The organism is Mycobacterium sp. NGS61, assembly GCF_059812325.1.
Genome location: NZ_JCALCL010000009.1, coordinates 59,929 through 74,863, shown reverse-complemented (window position 1 = coordinate 74,863; position 14,935 = coordinate 59,929). Strand labels below are relative to the sequence as shown.

Sequence of the window (14,935 nt, the reverse complement as noted above, 5' to 3'; positions counted from 1 at the left end):
CGTCAGTCGCTGACGTCGAACCCGGCGATCACCTTGGTGGGCCGCAGCCGCACCACCAGCTCGCCGGGCACGGCGTTGCGCCGGCCGAACTCAGCAGCCCGATCGGCGCCCATGTACCGGGCGCCGGTTCGGGTCGCAATGTCCAGCAGCTGCTGCGGATCGTCGCTCACCGAAGCCTGGCCCTGAACCTGCACGAACGAGTAGGGCGGGTGCGGGTCGTCGACGCAGATCGTGGCCCGTGGATCACGCTGCAGCGCACGCCCTTTCGCGGTCCTGCTGTCGGTGGTGAACACCAGTGCGCCGTCGTCGACGACGAACCAGACCGGCGCCACCAGCGGGCGGCCGTCGCTGGCGGTGAAGGCCAGCATGCCCGTCCGAGTGCCTTCGGACAGGAAGGCGATGACGCGGTCGGACAGTTCGGCCATGCGATTTACAACTTTGCCAGGTCGTATTCGCCGACGTTGTCGATGAGCACCCGCAGCTGATCTCCGGTGGAGCCCAGCGTGTTGTCGATCGCGGTGAGCCGCGCCGTGTAGTGGCCCACCGGGTATTCCGCGGTCATGCCGATGCCGCCGTGCAGTTGGATCGCCTCCTGCCCGATGTGCCGGCCGGAGCGCCCGATCTGCAGCTTGGCGCGCGCGGCGATCACCGGGTCGTAGTTGCCGTCGGCGATGGACATCGCCGCGTACAGATTCATGCTGCGCGCCAACTCCAGCGAGACATACATGTCGGCGGCGCGCTGCGTCAGCGCCTGGAATTTGTTCAAGGTGACCCCGAATTGTTTGCGGGTTTTCAGGTATTCAGTGGTCAGCCGCAGCGCTTCCTCCATCGCCCCCAGCGCTTCGGCACACAGCGAAGACTGAATCCGGATGACGGCGTTGCGGATCGCCACCGAGGCGTCGGCGGCATCGCCCAGCGGTTCGGCGGCGGCGTCGTCCAGGTCGATCTGGGCGCCGCGCTGGCCGTCGAAGGTGGCGTAGGACCGTCGGGTGGCATTGTCGGCGTCGACCAGGAACAGGCCGGTGCCGCCGTCCGGCAACGTCGCGCTGACCACCAGCGTCTCGGCGCAGTGCCCGGCCAGCACCGGGTTCTTGCGTCCGCTCACAGTCCACGAATCACCTTGCTGCACAGCGCGAGTGGCGATCTCCGCCGACGCACCCCGCTGTCCGGGCTCCAGGTGGGCGAACGCCAGCAGCAGTTGGCCCGCGGCGACCTCGTCGAGCAGTTCCTTCTGCGCAGCACTGCCGAGTTCGGCGATCAGCGCACCCGGGGCCAGGGCAGCGTGCACGATCGGCTCCGGCGCCAGGCGGCGCCCCACTTCGGTGAGGACCACGGCGATCTCCAGTTGGCCGGCTTCTTCCGGATCGAAGCCGAGACCCAGAATCCCGGTCTCGGCCAACTGACTCCACACCTCACGACTCCAGCCGAGCTCGGTGTCGACCACCTTGTTGCGGCTTTCCGTGTCGTAGCTGCGCGACAACAGCTCCCGGGCGGTGTCGCGCAACAGCACCTGCTCTTCGCTCAACTGAAAGTCCATGACTGCCTCACAATCCCAGAATGGTGGACGCGATGATGTTGCGTTGAACTTCGTTGCTACCGCCGTAGATCGAGGTCTTGCGGTAGTTGAGGTAGTGTGGCGCACTGGCTTGCGCCCAAGCCGGCGAAGCGATTTCGTCACCGTCGATCGGTAGCGCGTCGGCACCGGCCGCCTCGAGCATCAACTCGGTGGACAGCTGCTGCAACTGGCTGCCGCGCAATTTGAGCACCGACGAAGCTGGGTTCGGTTTACCGCCCGACGAACCGGAGACGACCCGGGCCTGGGTGAGTTCCAGTGCCAGCACCTCGTTTTCGGCTTCGGCCAGCCGCGCGGCGAACAGCGGGTCGTCGAGCAGCCCGCTCTCCGCGGCGTGCCGCTTCACCTCGGCCAACCGCACCTTGGTGCGACCCACCTGCGCGATGCCGGTGCGTTCGTTGCCCAACAGGAACTTCGCGTACGTCCAGCCCTGATTCTCTTCGCCGACAAGCTGATTGGCGGGAACCCGGACATCGGAGAAGAACACCTCGTTGACTTCGACGCCCCCGTCGATCAATTTGATCGGGCGCCACGTGATACCCGGGGTGTCCATCTCCATGAGCAGGAACGAGATGCCCGCCTGCCGTTTGGGTGCCTGCGGATCGGTGCGCACCAGGCAGAAGATCCAGTCCGCGTACTGACCCAGTGTCGTCCACGTCTTCTGCCCGTTGACCACGTAGGTGTCACCATCGCGGACCGCGGTGGTGCGCAGCGAGGCGAGGTCTGAGCCGGCTTCGGGCTCGGAGAAGCCCTGGCACCACCAGATGTCCAGCGCCGCCGTGGGCGGCAGGAACCGTTCCTTGATCTCCTGGGACCCGAATTCGGCGATCACCGGTCCGACCATCTTGGTGTTGAAGTTCAGCGGCTCGGGCACACTGGCCAGCTGCATCTCGTCGTTGTAGATCTGCGACTGGGTGGGTGTCCAATCCTTGCCGCCCCACTCGACCGGCCAGCCGGGCACGGCGAGCCCGTTCTCGTGCAACAGCTTGTGGTTGGTCACGATCTGCTCGCGGGTCAGCGATCCGCCCTGGCGAACCCGGTCCCGGATCTCGGCGGGGATTTCGGTGGTGAAGAAGGTACGAAGTTCGTCGCGGAACGCGGCTTCCTCGGATGTGAGCGCCAGCTTCATTGCAGCCTCCTGTGTCGGTGAACGTGAGCTCGTCGAGAGACGGTGGACGTCCGGCCCGGATCGTTCGCGCCGGTTCCATCTTGACCCATCCGTTCCGGCGCCCGTGCACAGCCTCGGGTTAGTCCACAACCGGGTGTTGAGGTGCCGATTTTCGGGCTGGTGTGGCGGTGGGCGCGCCTACGGTCGGCGCATGCGAACAGAACCTCCCGCGGAGCGACTGCACCGGCGGTTCGGGTCCGGCCCGGGTACCGACTCCGACGCAGCCGAATCCGAGGCTGAAGACAGCGAAGCAGGTACCGAAGACGACCCGAACTCGTTGTTGCCGCGCTGGCTTCCTGAGCCCTCTGGTGGACGCGGCTGGATGGAACGGGTGCGCGCCGATCCGGGTCGTGCCGGTGCCGTCGGGTTGGCGGTGATCGCCGCGCTGGCGGTGCTGATCACCGTCTTCACGTTGGTGCGTGACCGGCCGGCGCCGGTCACTTCGGCCAAACTGCCGCCGGTGGAACGGGTTTCGTCGACCGGGCCGAGGTCCTCGGGCAGCCCCGGCCCACCGGTGGGTCCAGTCGTAGTCAGCGTCGTTGGCCTGGTGCGCAAGCCCGGCTTGGTGACCTTGGCGCCAGGTGCGCGTATCGCCGACGCACTGCAGGCCGCCGGCGGGCCGGTCGACGGCGCAGACACCATCGGGCTCAACATGGCCCGCCCGCTCGGTGACGGCGAACAGATCGTCGTCGGCCTGGCGCCACCGTCGGGCAAACCGTCGGTGCTCGGCAGCTCCGTCGGCACAGGCAGCCCAGCCGGACCGGTGCCATCGCAAGTCGCGACCACCTCAGGCAAACCCGGTACCGCAAAGCAGGCGCTCGACCTGAACACGGCGACCGTGGAACAGCTGGACGCCCTGCCCGGGGTCGGACCGGTCACCGCGGCCGCGATCGTGGCCTGGCGCCAGGCCAACGGCAGGTTCACCAGCGTCGACCAGCTCGGGGAGGTCGACGGGATCGGGCCGGCGCGGCTGGACAAACTGCGCGCCCTGGTTCGTGTTTGACTCGGCAGCGTCCGACCGGGGGGTTGGTGCCGGACCCGGCGTCGCGCCTGGACGTGCGGCTGGTGCCAGCTGCCATGACCGCCTGGATCGTGACGGCCGGTGGGATCGTCTGGCCCATCGGTGCGGCGCTGACCAGCTGCTGCGCGATGTTGACGGCGACGGCGGGTCTGGTGTGGTGGCGGCGGGGTCGCGGAACGACTTTCGTCGGTGCCGGTCTGGTCGCGGTCGGCGTGGTGGGTACCGGCTACGGGCTGGCGATCGCGCTGCGTACCGACGCGCTCGGTCACCACCCGATCACCGCGGCATTCGGCACCGTCGAGCCGGTGACGGTCAGCCCGAGCGAGAGCCCGCTGTTGCTGCGGTCCGGCCGGCTGATGTTCCGAGCCACCCTGCTGCGGCTGCGCGACGCCGAAATATCAGGCCGTGCAGTCGTTTTCGCGCGCGCTTCAGAATCCGACGGTGGGTTCGGCGAGCTGTCGGTGGGCCAGCCGGTGCGGTTCACCGCACGGATCACTCAGCCCACCCGTCGTGACCTGACGGTTGCGGTGCTAACTGCCACGGGCCATCCGACGGTCGGCAGTGCGAATTCTGTGCAACAGGCCGCACACACCGTCCGCCGTCGCTTCAGCGTGGCTGTACACCAGGTGTTGCCCGCGGACGAGGCCGCAATGCTGCCCGCGCTGGTCCTGGGCGACACCTCACAGGTCAGTGCCGCAACCAACGGTGAGTTCCGCGCGGCCGGCATGACGCACCTCACGGCGGTCTCCGGGGCCAACGTCACGATTGTCTGCGCGGCGGTGCTGCTTTCGGCACGGTTGATCGGGCCCCGGGCCGCCGTGGCGCTGGCCGGGCTGGCACTGATCGCTTTCGTCATCGTCGTGCAGCCGACGCCGAGCGTGCTGCGGGCGGCCGTGATGGGCGCGATCGCGCTGACCGCGATGCTGACCTCGCGACGCCGGCAAGCCATTCCGGCTTTGGCCACCACGGTGTTGTTGCTGCTGGTGGTGGCACCGCAACTGGCTGTTGACGTCGGTTTTGCACTGTCGGTGATCGCCACCGCCGCGTTGGTTGTCGTCGCGCCCGCCTGGTCGCGCCGGTTGACCGCCCGCGGCTGTCCGAAGCCGTTGGCCGACGCGTTGGCCGTTGCCGCGGCGGCTCAGGTGGTGACCGCGCCACTGGTCGCAGCGATCTCCGGCCGGTTCAGCCTGGTCGCTGTGGTCGCCAATCTGGTGGTGGCGCCGGTCATAGCCGCGATCACTGTGCTGGGCACGGCCGCGGCGGTGCTGGCGGTGTGCTGGCCGGCGGCATCGCAGCTGCTGATCCGGTTCACCGGGCCCGAGGTGTGGTGGGCGCTACGCGTTGCGCACTGGGCCGCCGGCGTGCCAGGTGCCGCGGTGCCAGTGCCGACGGGCGTCGCGGGCCTGGTGGTGGTCGGCTGCACCAGCGTGCTGGTGGTGGTGATGTGGCGATGGCATTGGTTTCGGGTTGCCGCGGTCTGCGGGGCGCTGGCCGGCGCCCTTTCCCTCACGGCCTGGTCGGTTTCCGTGGCGATCGCAAGCGCGGCGTAGCCGGGTGCGGCGGGTCGCCACCATGTTCGCGTGGCGATCGCAAGCGCGGCGTAGCCGGGTGCGGCGGGTCGCCACCATGTTCGCGTGGCGATCGCAAGCGCGGCGTAGCCGGGTGCGGCGGGTCGCCACCGAATTCCGTGGCTGTCGCTGCTTCGTGACACCATCGTGGCGTGACCGAGGATTCGTCGCTGCACCTGGTGCTGGGGGAAGAGGAACTTCTCATCGAGCGGGCGGTCGCGCAGATCGTGCAGGCGGCGCGACGCCGCACCCCCGGGGCTGACGTGCCCGTGGACCGGATGCGGGCGGGTGACGTCAGCACCTACGAGCTCACCGAGTTGTTGAGCCCCTCACTGTTCGCCGAGGAACGGATCGTCGTGCTCGAGGCCGCGGCCGAGGCGGGCAAGGAGGCGGCCGCGCTGGTCGCGTCGGCTGCCGCGGACCTCCCGGCCGGCACTGTGCTGGTGGTGGTGCATTCCGGTGGTGGCCGGGCCAAGGCGCTGGCCGGTGAGCTTCGGTCGCTGGGCGCTCAGGTCCATCCCTGCGCCAGGATCACGAAGGCCGGTGAACGGACCGATTTCGTCCGCAAAGAATTCCGCTCGCTGAAGGCCAAGGTCGACGACGAGACGGTGACGGCCCTGCTGGATGCCGTCGGATCCGACCTGCGCGAACTTGCGTCGGCCTGCTCGCAGCTGGTCGCCGACACCAACGGCAACGTGGACGCCGCGGCGGTGCGCCGCTACCACAGCGGCAAAGCCGAGGTGAAGGGGTTCGACATCGCCGATAAGGCGGTGGCCGGTGATGTGGCGGGCGCCGCGGAGGCGCTGCGCTGGGCGATGATGCGCGGTGAACCGCTGGTGGTGCTGGCCGACGCGCTCGCCGAAGCCGTGCACACCATCGGCCTGGTCTCGGCGCAGTCCGGCGATCATTATCGGCTGGCCGGGCAACTGAAGATGCCGCCGTGGCGGGTGCAGAAAGCCCAGAAGCAGGCACGGCGGTGGTCACGCGACCGATTGGCCGTTGCGATGCAGGTGGTGGCGACCCTCAACGCCAATGTGAAAGGGGCCGTCGCGGTCGCCGATTACGCCTTGGAGTCCGCGGTGCGGCAGGTGGCGGAGTTGGCCTCGAGCTGAATACCGCCCGCCGAGGCGGTGGTCAGCCGAGTTTGTGCAACGAGCGGGCCAGCGCCGACTTCTTGTTGGCGGCCTGGTTCTTGTGGATGACGCCCTTGCTCACGGCCTTGTCCAGCTTGCGGCTTGTCGAGACCAGCAGCTCGGCGGCCTTTTCCTTCTCGCCGGCGTGGGCCGCGTCGCGGAAGGCGCGAATGGCCGTACGGAGCGAAGACTTCACCGACTTGTTGCGCAGCCGGGCGCGCTCATTAGTCCGGTTGCGCTTCTGCTGCGACTTGATGTTGGCCACGCGTCAGTTCCTTATTTCGTTTCGACTTGGCTTTGCCCGGGGTAAGCAACCCGATAGCGACTGCCCAGGTTATCAGTCGGTTACGTTTTCGCCCAAAAGACGAACTCCGGGTCAGCCGGAGTGGGGGGATTGAGGCAGAGTGACACAGGTGAGTCTTGCCAATCAGGTCCAGCCGTCCAGGCGGCGGTCACCGGTCCGCTCCGAGCGCATTTTCGAGGGTTACAACACCTCAGACGCCGCTTACTCGTTGGCGTTCGACGAGATGTTCGACGCGCACGGCAACGTCCGCGGTCCCTACAAGGGCATCTACAACGAACTGGCGCCCACCGATGCCTCGGAGCTCAAAGCCCGCGCCGATGCGCTGGGCCGGGCCTTCATCGATCAGGGCATCACGTTCTCGCTGTCCGGCCAGGAGCGCCCTTTTCCGCTGGATTTGGTGCCTCGGGTCATCTCGGCCGCCGAGTGGACCCGGCTGGAACGCGGCATCACCCAGCGCGTCAAGGCTCTCGAGTTGTATCTCGACGACATCTACGGCGATCAGGAAATCCTGCGCGACGGCGTCATCCCGCGTCGGCTGATCACCTCCTGCGAGCATTTTCACCGCGAGGCCGTCGGCATCGTTCCGCCCAACGGGGTGCGTATCCACGTGGCGGGCATCGACCTGATCCGCGATGAGAAGGGCGACTTCCGGGTCCTCGAGGACAACCTGCGCTCACCCTCGGGTGTGTCGTATGTCATGGAAAACCGGCGCACCATGGCACGGGTCTTTCCCAATTTGTTCGCCACGCACCGGGTGCGCACCGTCGACGACTACGCCTCACACCTGCTGCGGGCCTTGCGCAAGTCGGCGGCCACCAACGAGGCCGATCCCACCGTGGTGGTGCTGACCCCCGGCGTCTACAACTCGGCCTATTTCGAACACTCGCTGCTGGCCCGCCAGATGGGTGTCGAGCTGGTCGAAGGTCGTGACCTGTTCTGTCGCGACAACCAGGTCTACATGCGCACCACTGCCGGCGAACGGCAGGTCGACGTCATCTACCGGCGCATCGACGACACCTTCCTGGACCCGCTGCAGTTCCGCGCCGACTCGGTGCTCGGGGTGGCGGGACTGGTCAACGCGGCACGTGCCGGAAACGTCGTCATCTCCAGCTCCATCGGCAACGGTGTGGGCGACGACAAACTCGTCTACACCTATGTGCCCACCATCATCGAGTACTACCTCGGGGAGAAACCGCTGCTGGCCAACGTCGACACCTATCGTTGCTGGCTGGACGACGAACGCGAAGAGGTGCTGGACCGGATCCGGGAGCTAGTGGTCAAACCGGTCGAGGGTTCCGGCGGGTACGGCATCGTCTTCGGGCCGGAGGCGTCGGAGAAGGAGTTGACCGCCCTGGCCAAGAAGATCCGCGACGATCCTCGCTCCTGGATCGCTCAGCCGGTGATGGAACTGTCCACCGTGCCGACCCGGATCGGTGACTCGCTGGCACCGCGCTACGTCGACCTGCGGCCATTCGCCGTCAACGACGGGGACGACGTGTGGGTGCTGCCCGGCGGGCTGACCCGCACGGCGCTGGTCGAAGGATCCCGGGTGGTGAACTCCAGCCAGGGCGGCGGCTCCAAGGACACCTGGGTGCTGGCGCCACGCACGTCGGTGGCCGCCCGCGAGCTGGGCCGCGCGCAGGTGGTGCGCTCGCTGCCGCGGGCCGTGCCCGAGCAGAACTCCGAGGTCGCGCGCCCCGCAAGGACGAAATCCCAACCGATCCAGCAGCCGATGGACGAACAGCAACAGCAACAGCAGCAACAGAAAGCGATCGACTGATGCTTGCCCGCAACGCCGAAGCCCTGTACTGGATCGGGCGCTATGTGGAACGCGCCGATGACACCGCGCGAATCCTGGACGTGGCCGTACACCACCTGCTCGAAGAATCCAGCGTCGATCCGGACCGGTCTTCCCGGCTATTGCTCAAGGTGCTGGGAATCGAACCTCCCCAACACCGGCTCGACGTCTGGTCGTTGACCGATTTGGTGGCGTTCAGTCCCAATACCGAAGGCGGCTGTTCAATCGTCGACGCCATCTCGGCGGCTCGTGAAAACGCCAGGTCGGCAAGGGAAGTCACGTCCAGCGAGACATGGGAGTGCATCAACACCACCTACCATGCCCTGCCGGAACGGGAGCGGGCGGCCAAACGCCTTGGGCCACACGAGTTTCTGTCGTTCATCGAGGGCCGGGCGGCCATGTTCGCCGGTCTGGCCGACTCCACCCTGTCCCGCGATGACGGGTACCGCTTCATGGTGGTCGGCCGTGCGATCGAGCGGGTCGACATGACGGTGCGACTGCTGCTCTCGCGGGTGGGGGACAGTGCCTCGTCGCCGGCCTGGGTCACACTGCTGCGCTCAGCCGGTGCGCACGACACGTACCTGCGCACCTACCGGGGGGCGCTGGACGCGGGCCGGGTCGTCGAATTCATGTTGCTGGACCGGCTTTTCCCGCGTTCGGTCTTCTACTCACTGAAGCTCGCCGAACACAACCTCGAAGAGTTGCTGCACAATCCGCAGAGCCGCGTGGGCGCCACCTCCGAGGCGCAGCGACTGCTCGGTCAGGCGCGCAGTGAATTGGAATTCCTGCAGCCCGGCGTGCTGCTGGAGACCCTGGAAAACCGGCTGGGCGGCCTGCAGAAGACATGCCACGACGTGGGAGAAGCGTTGGCGCTGCAGTACTTTCACGCCGCGCCATGGGTGGCGTGGACGGATGCCCGACAGCGCGGTGAGCTCGTGCAGAGTCAAGGAGAATCCTGATGTGGCGGATGCGGGTGGTGCACACCACCGGGTATGCGTACCAGTCGCCGGTGACTGCGTCGTACAACGAGGCGCGGCTGACACCGCGGTCCAACACGCGGCAGAACGTCGTCCTGAACCGGGTCGAGACCATCCCGGCGACCCGCTCCTACCGCTACATCGACTACTGGGGCACCGCCGTCACGGCTTTCGACCTGCACGCCCCGCACACCGAGCTCACGGTGACGTCGTCGTCGGTGGTGGAAACCGAACGCCCCGAGGTGCCAACGGACAAGACAAGCTGGAAGGAACTGCAGTCGTTGGCGGTGATCGACCGGTTCGACGAGGTACTGCGCCCCACCGACTACACCCCGTTCAGCAAGCGGGTCGCCGCGGTGGGCAAGCGGATCATGAAGAACCACGAGCCGGCCGACGCCGTGGTCGGAGCAGCCCGCTGGGCGCGCAGCGAACTGGACTATCTACCCGGCACCACCGGGGTGCGATCCTCCGGCCTGGATGCGCTGGAGCAGGGCAAGGGCGTCTGTCAGGATTTCGCTCATCTGACGTTGATTGTGTTGCGCAGCATGGGAATTCCCGGCCGGTACGTATCCGGTTACCTGCACCCCAAGCGGGATGCCGCCGTCGGCAAGGCGATCGAGGGTCGCAGCCACGCCTGGATCCAGGCCTGGACGGGTGGCTGGTGCAACTGGGACCCCACCAACGACACCGAAATCACCGAGCAGTACATCAGTGTGGGAGTGGGCCGTGACTACGCCGACGTGTCGCCGCTGAAGGGTATCTACTCCGGCCTGGGCGCGACGGACCTCGACGTGGAAGTCGAGATCACCAGACTCGCTTAGCCGACCGAGTCGATCAGCGGCCGCCCAGCAGATGTCTGGCGGGGGCGTTGATGCCCTGCAGCGGCTGGGCTACGGCCGCCTCGGTGCCGGCGTACGACTCGCCCGCGGCGGCCAGTCCCTGCATGATCTGGTCGTGACACGCCGCCATCTGGGCGCTGATCTGCTGGTATCCCTGCGCGTGCGTGCCCCAGAACGACGCGACGGCCGCGGAGACCTGATCAGCGGCGGCCGCGGGAACACCGGTGGTAGGCGACGCCGCGCTGACGTTGGCCGCATCGAGCGTCGAACCGATCTCGGCCAGGCTGCTGGTCGCAGCGGCTATCGCCTCCGGCTCCGCGGCAAACCATGACATCGCGCACCTAATTTCAACAACGGCAGGAGCGGATCGTACCTCGCGGCGAGCCCCTGGACACCCATTTCGGGTCTTGTGCTCATCGTGCGTGTACCTCGACCCGGTGCAGGTCGTCACCCAGCTCGATCCGTCCGGTGAACTCGCCGGCCGCCAGGTCCCGCCACTGCCCCTCTTGGCCCGGCACCAGACCCGGCACGTAGTGCGTCAGAATCAAGGTCGCGACCCCGGCGCGCGCCGCCGTCGCGGCCGCCTCCGGCACTGAGGAATGGTAGTCGCAGACATCCCTGATCCGCTGCTGCGGGACCTGGGAGAGGATGTCTTTGCGGACCACCGTGTGCACCAATGCGTCTGCGCCACTGGCTAATTCGTCCAAGGTGCCGCACGGGACGGTGTCGCCCGCCAGAACCACCGCGGCGCCGTCGTATTCGACTCGGAATGCGATCGTCGGCGCCACCGGACGGTGGTCGGTGGGTGCCACGTCGATGGTCACGCCGTCGCGGTCCCATACCCGGCCCGCGGTGTGCTCGTGGACCTCTATCGGCGGTGGCGCGTTCAGATCCGCGTGATGTGCAATCCGGTAGCCGATGTCGTGACCGAAGGCTTGCAGGGTGGCGTCCACCACCGGCGCTGTGCCCGGCGGACCGATGATCTGCAGCGGCGCCGGATCGGGTGCGAAGTTGCTGACCCAGCCGGTGATCAGCACGTCGCCGAGGTCGGCGATGTGGTCACTGTGCAGGTGGGTGAGTAGCAGCGCCGTCAAACCCGCGGCACCGACCCGGACCGCCGCTGCGCGCTGCAACACCCCGCGCCCGCAATCGATCAGGAATACCTGGCCGCCGGCCCGGACCAGGGTGGCGGGTCCGGCGCGGTTCGGGTCGGGAATGGGGCTGCCGGTGCCGAGCAGGGTGACCTCGATCATGGCTCCATCCTTGCAAGCCGGTGCGCTGAGCAGTAGTCCCGCGATCGCCGCAGTCAAGATGCAGTGACGGTTTCGCTGCAGCGGATCACAGCTTCGGACAGCGGCTTTTCCGCTACGCCAGGAAGTCGTAGCCTGTGTGAATCGGATCACAACCCACGGGAGGTTAGATGCGGATCTCGGATGTCTTGCGGAACAAGGGGGCGGCGGTGACCACGATCAACCCCGACGCGACGGTCCGGGAACTGCTGGCCGGTCTGGCAGAGCAGAACATCGGCGCCATGGTGGTGGTCGGCGACCAGGGTGTGGTCGGCATCGTCTCCGAGCGCGACGTGGTACGTCAACTGCACACGCACGGCGCCAGCGTGCTGTCACGGCCCGTGTCCAAGATCATGACCAGCGCCGTCGCCACCTGCACGAAGTCGGACACGGTCGACGAGATCAGCGTGCTGATGACCGAGAACCGGGTACGCCACGTGCCGGTGCTCGACGGTCGGAAGCTGATCGGCATCGTCAGCATCGGCGACGTGGTCAAGACGCGGATGGGCGAACTCGAGGCCGAGCAGCAACAGTTGCAGTCCTACATCACCCAGGGTTGAGCGAGCTCACCTCCGGCCCGGGGGCGCTGGCGTTGACGCTGCGCTGAGGGTGGTGCCTTCCCGCACGTCCCTGCCGCTGACGCAGAGTCAGCGCAGCAAGGGCGCAAACCTCAGCGCCAGGAGTATTCACTGCGCAGCCGCGCCGCCACCACATCGAAGATCTCGCGGTCCAGGATGGCCCCCTCGCGGCGAATGCCCTCCTCGGGCACGTCGAGCACCCGGTCTAGCCGCACCCAGCTCTGCCGGCCCTCGTAATCCCACGCGCCGGACCCGATGGCGACCCAGTCCCGATCGTCGGCGTGCTGTTCCTGGCTGGACAGCATCAGACCGAGCAGCACGCTGCGATCCCGACCCACGACCAGCACGGGCCGATCCTTCCCGCGGGTGGGGTCGTCTTCGTAGACCACCCACGTCCACACGATTTCGCCGGGATCGGCGCGACCGTCGAGGTTGGGCGCATAACTCACCCTGCGGGCCCGGTGCGCGGTGGGAAAGCTCGTGTTCGTCACGGGTCGACCCGCGGTGATCTCCGCCGGCGGGCCCGGCAGACCCATCGCCATCACGTTCGCGGTGATCTTTACGGCCTGCTGGATGGTCCGCAGCGTCTCCTGCGTGTTCTGCAGGCGCTGCACCACCCTCGGAGCCTCGTTGACGAGATTCTCCGCAAATCGTTGGAACGTCCTCCACTGTGACTTGCCGGACGACTTCTTACCCGGTGCCATGCTCGCAGCATAGACGCGTGATTGTGTCCCGGCTGTTCTGCACGGATACGCTGGGCATACCCATAATCCGCCCGACCAGGAGATTCCCATCAGCAGTTTCGCCGACAAGACGTTCACCGCGCCGGCGCAGATCAGGAATTTCTGCATCATCGCTCACATCGACCACGGCAAATCGACGCTGGCCGACCGGATGCTGCAGCTCACCGGAGTGGTCGACGAGCGCTCCATGCGCGCTCAGTACCTGGACCGGATGGACATCGAACGGGAACGCGGCATCACCATCAAGGCGCAGAATGTCCGGTTGCCCTGGGCGTTGAAGGATGGGCCCGACGCAGGCGACTACGTCCTGCACCTGATCGACACCCCCGGCCACGTCGACTTCACCTACGAGGTGTCCCGCGCGCTGGAGGCCTGTGAAGGAGCGGTGCTGCTGGTCGACGCCGCCCAGGGCATCGAGGCCCAGACCCTGGCCAACCTCTATCTGGCGCTGGACCGCGATCTGCACATCATCCCGGTGCTCAATAAGATCGACCTGCCCGCCGCTGACCCGGACCGCTACGCCGGTGAGATCGCCCACATCATCGGTTGTGAACCCGGCGACGTGCTGCGGGTGTCGGGCAAGACCGGCGAGGGCGTCGCCGATCTGCTCGATCATGTGGTGCGAGAGGTGCCGCCGCCGCAGGGTGACGCCGAGGCCCCCACCCGCGCAATGATTTTCGACTCCGTTTACGACATCTACCGGGGCGTGGTCACCTATGTCCGGGTGGTCGACGGCAAGATCACTCCGCGCGAACGCATCTCGATGATGTCCACCGGCGCCACCCACGAACTGCTCGAGGTCGGCATTGTCTCGCCGGAGCCGAAGCCCAGCGTCGGCCTGGGCGTTGGTGAGGTGGGTTACCTGATCACCGGGGTGAAGGACGTCCGGCAGTCCAAGGTCGGGGACACCGTCACGACGGCCCGCAACGGGGCCAAGGACGCGCTGACGGGCTACCGGGAGCCCAGGCCGATGGTCTACTCGGGTCTGTATCCGGTCGACGGCAGCGACTACCCGAATCTGCGCGACGCCCTGGACAAGCTGCAGCTCAACGACGCCGCCCTGACCTACGAACCGGAGACCTCGGTGGCGCTGGGCTTCGGATTCCGGTGTGGCTTCCTGGGACTGTTGCACATGGAAATCACCCGGGAGCGGCTCGAGCGCGAGTTCGACCTGGACCTGATCTCCACCTCGCCCAACGTGGTGTATCGGGTGGAAAAGGAAGACAACACCGAGATCGTGGTCACCAACCCGTCGGACTGGCCTGAAGGCAAGGTCCGCACCGTCTACGAACCCGTCGTCAAGACCACCATCATCACGCCCAGCGAATTCATCGGCACCATCATGGAGTTGTGCCAGTCGCGGCGCGGCGAACTGGGTGGCATGGATTATCTGTCGCCCGAGCGGGTCGAACTGCGGTACACAATGCCGTTGGGCGAGATCATCTTTGACTTCTTCGACTCGTTGAAGTCACGCACCCGCGGTTACGCCAGCCTCGACTACGAAGAGGCGGGCGAACAGGAAGCCCAGTTGGTCAAGGTCGACATTCTGTTGCAGGGCGAAGCCGTCGACGCGTTCTCGGCGATCGTCCACAAGGACGGCGCAGCGGCCTACGGCACCAAGATGACCACCAAACTCAAGGAACTGATCCCGCGTCAGCAGTTCGAAGTTCCGGTTCAGGCCGCGATCGGCTCCAAAATTATTGCGCGTGAGAACATCCGGGCCATCCGGAAGGACGTGTTGTCCAAATGCTACGGCGGTGACATCACCCGCAAGCGCAAGCTGCTGGAGAAGCAGAAGGAGGGCAAGAAGCGGATGAAGACCATCGGACGCGTCGACGTGCCCCAGGAAGCCTTTGTCGCAGCGCTTTCCACCGACAGCGCGGGAGACAAGGGCAAGAAGTAGCGACGGCAGAGAGGCCCGGACACATGAAATACCGCTGGCTA

At 66.8% G+C, this 14,935-nt stretch carries 14 protein-coding genes and 1 pseudogene; 8 read left to right on the top strand and 7 right to left on the bottom strand.

Going from position 1 to position 14,935, the window contains the following annotated elements:
* Positions 1-2: 2 nt before the first annotated feature.
* From AC5Y3Z_RS18410 to AC5Y3Z_RS18400, 3 genes are read right to left on the bottom strand one after another with little or no spacing between them, the layout of a single operon-like run.
* A complete protein-coding gene (locus tag AC5Y3Z_RS18410) occupies positions 3-425 on the bottom strand; it encodes a PPOX class F420-dependent oxidoreductase (protein WP_463824826.1) in 423 nt (140 codons plus the stop codon).
* A gap of 5 nt (positions 426-430) precedes the next feature.
* Complete coding sequence (locus AC5Y3Z_RS18405; RefSeq protein ID WP_463824825.1) at positions 431-1,537, bottom strand: acyl-CoA dehydrogenase family protein; 1,107 nt, start codon at positions 1,535-1,537, stop codon at positions 431-433.
* 7 nt (positions 1,538-1,544) lie between these two features.
* Complete coding sequence (locus tag AC5Y3Z_RS18400) at positions 1,545-2,702, bottom strand: acyl-CoA dehydrogenase family protein (RefSeq protein WP_463824824.1); 1,158 nt, start codon at positions 2,700-2,702, stop codon at positions 1,545-1,547.
* 190 nt (positions 2,703-2,892) lie between these two features.
* On the opposite strand from AC5Y3Z_RS18400, the gene AC5Y3Z_RS18395 reads away from it, so the two are divergent.
* The 3 genes from AC5Y3Z_RS18395 to holA all read left to right on the top strand — a co-directional run bounded on the left by AC5Y3Z_RS18395 (position 2,893) and on the right by holA (position 6,442).
* Entirely contained in the window at positions 2,893-3,744 is an 852-nt protein-coding gene (locus AC5Y3Z_RS18395) for a helix-hairpin-helix domain-containing protein (protein WP_463824823.1), read from the top strand.
* A 74-nt stretch (positions 3,745-3,818) separates the two neighbouring features.
* The gene (locus tag AC5Y3Z_RS18390; protein ID WP_463824822.1) at positions 3,819-5,312 is read left to right on the top strand and encodes a ComEC/Rec2 family competence protein; all 1,494 of its coding nucleotides are present in this window, start codon (positions 3,819-3,821) and stop codon (positions 5,310-5,312) included.
* A gap of 188 nt (positions 5,313-5,500) precedes the next feature.
* Positions 5,501-6,442, top strand: coding sequence for a DNA polymerase III subunit delta (holA, locus tag AC5Y3Z_RS18385; protein ID WP_463824942.1), 942 nt, complete (start codon positions 5,501-5,503; stop codon positions 6,440-6,442).
* 22 nt (positions 6,443-6,464) lie between these two features.
* On the opposite strand, the gene rpsT is transcribed toward holA, so the two are convergent.
* On the bottom strand, positions 6,465-6,728 hold the full coding sequence (gene rpsT, locus AC5Y3Z_RS18380) for a 30S ribosomal protein S20 (protein WP_463824821.1): 264 nt from the start codon (positions 6,726-6,728) through the stop codon (positions 6,465-6,467).
* A gap of 139 nt (positions 6,729-6,867) precedes the next feature.
* On the opposite strand from rpsT, the gene AC5Y3Z_RS18375 reads away from it, so the two are divergent.
* Genes AC5Y3Z_RS18375 through AC5Y3Z_RS18365 form a run of 3 tightly spaced genes read left to right on the top strand, consistent with a single transcriptional unit; the run spans position 6,868 to position 10,363 of the window.
* Positions 6,868-8,547, top strand: a complete 1,680-nt coding sequence (locus AC5Y3Z_RS18375) for a circularly permuted type 2 ATP-grasp protein (protein ID WP_463824820.1) — start codon at positions 6,868-6,870, stop codon at positions 8,545-8,547.
* Positions 8,547-9,524 (top strand): alpha-E domain-containing protein, encoded by a 978-nt coding sequence (locus AC5Y3Z_RS18370; protein WP_463824819.1) that lies wholly within the window; start codon positions 8,547-8,549, stop codon positions 9,522-9,524. The genes AC5Y3Z_RS18375 and AC5Y3Z_RS18370 overlap by 1 nt, the downstream gene beginning before the upstream one ends.
* Positions 9,524-10,363 (top strand): transglutaminase family protein, encoded by an 840-nt coding sequence (locus AC5Y3Z_RS18365; protein ID WP_463824818.1) that lies wholly within the window; start codon positions 9,524-9,526, stop codon positions 10,361-10,363. The genes AC5Y3Z_RS18370 and AC5Y3Z_RS18365 overlap by 1 nt, the downstream gene beginning before the upstream one ends.
* Positions 10,364-10,376: 13 nt before the next feature.
* Here the strand turns inward: AC5Y3Z_RS18365 and AC5Y3Z_RS18360 are convergent, their stop codons facing one another.
* Positions 10,377-10,715 (bottom strand): PE family protein, encoded by a 339-nt coding sequence (locus tag AC5Y3Z_RS18360; protein ID WP_463824817.1) that lies wholly within the window; start codon positions 10,713-10,715, stop codon positions 10,377-10,379.
* A 79-nt stretch (positions 10,716-10,794) separates the two neighbouring features.
* Entirely contained in the window at positions 10,795-11,634 is an 840-nt protein-coding gene (locus AC5Y3Z_RS18355; RefSeq protein ID WP_463824816.1) for a ribonuclease Z, read from the bottom strand.
* A 167-nt stretch (positions 11,635-11,801) separates the two neighbouring features.
* Here AC5Y3Z_RS18355 and AC5Y3Z_RS18350 point away from each other — a divergent pair, with 167 nt between their 5' ends.
* The gene (locus AC5Y3Z_RS18350) at positions 11,802-12,230 is read left to right on the top strand and encodes a CBS domain-containing protein (RefSeq protein ID WP_463824815.1); all 429 of its coding nucleotides are present in this window, start codon (positions 11,802-11,804) and stop codon (positions 12,228-12,230) included.
* 110 nt (positions 12,231-12,340) lie between these two features.
* Here the strand turns inward: AC5Y3Z_RS18350 and AC5Y3Z_RS18345 are convergent, their stop codons facing one another.
* Positions 12,341-12,952, bottom strand: coding sequence for a type II toxin-antitoxin system PemK/MazF family toxin (locus AC5Y3Z_RS18345; RefSeq protein ID WP_463824814.1), 612 nt, complete (start codon positions 12,950-12,952; stop codon positions 12,341-12,343).
* Between AC5Y3Z_RS18345 and lepA the strand changes: the two are divergent.
* Positions 12,946-14,894: pseudogene (lepA, locus tag AC5Y3Z_RS18340) on the top strand (translation elongation factor 4). The gene AC5Y3Z_RS18345 and the pseudogene lepA overlap by 7 nt on opposite strands.
* Positions 14,895-14,935: the final 41 nt, after the last annotated feature.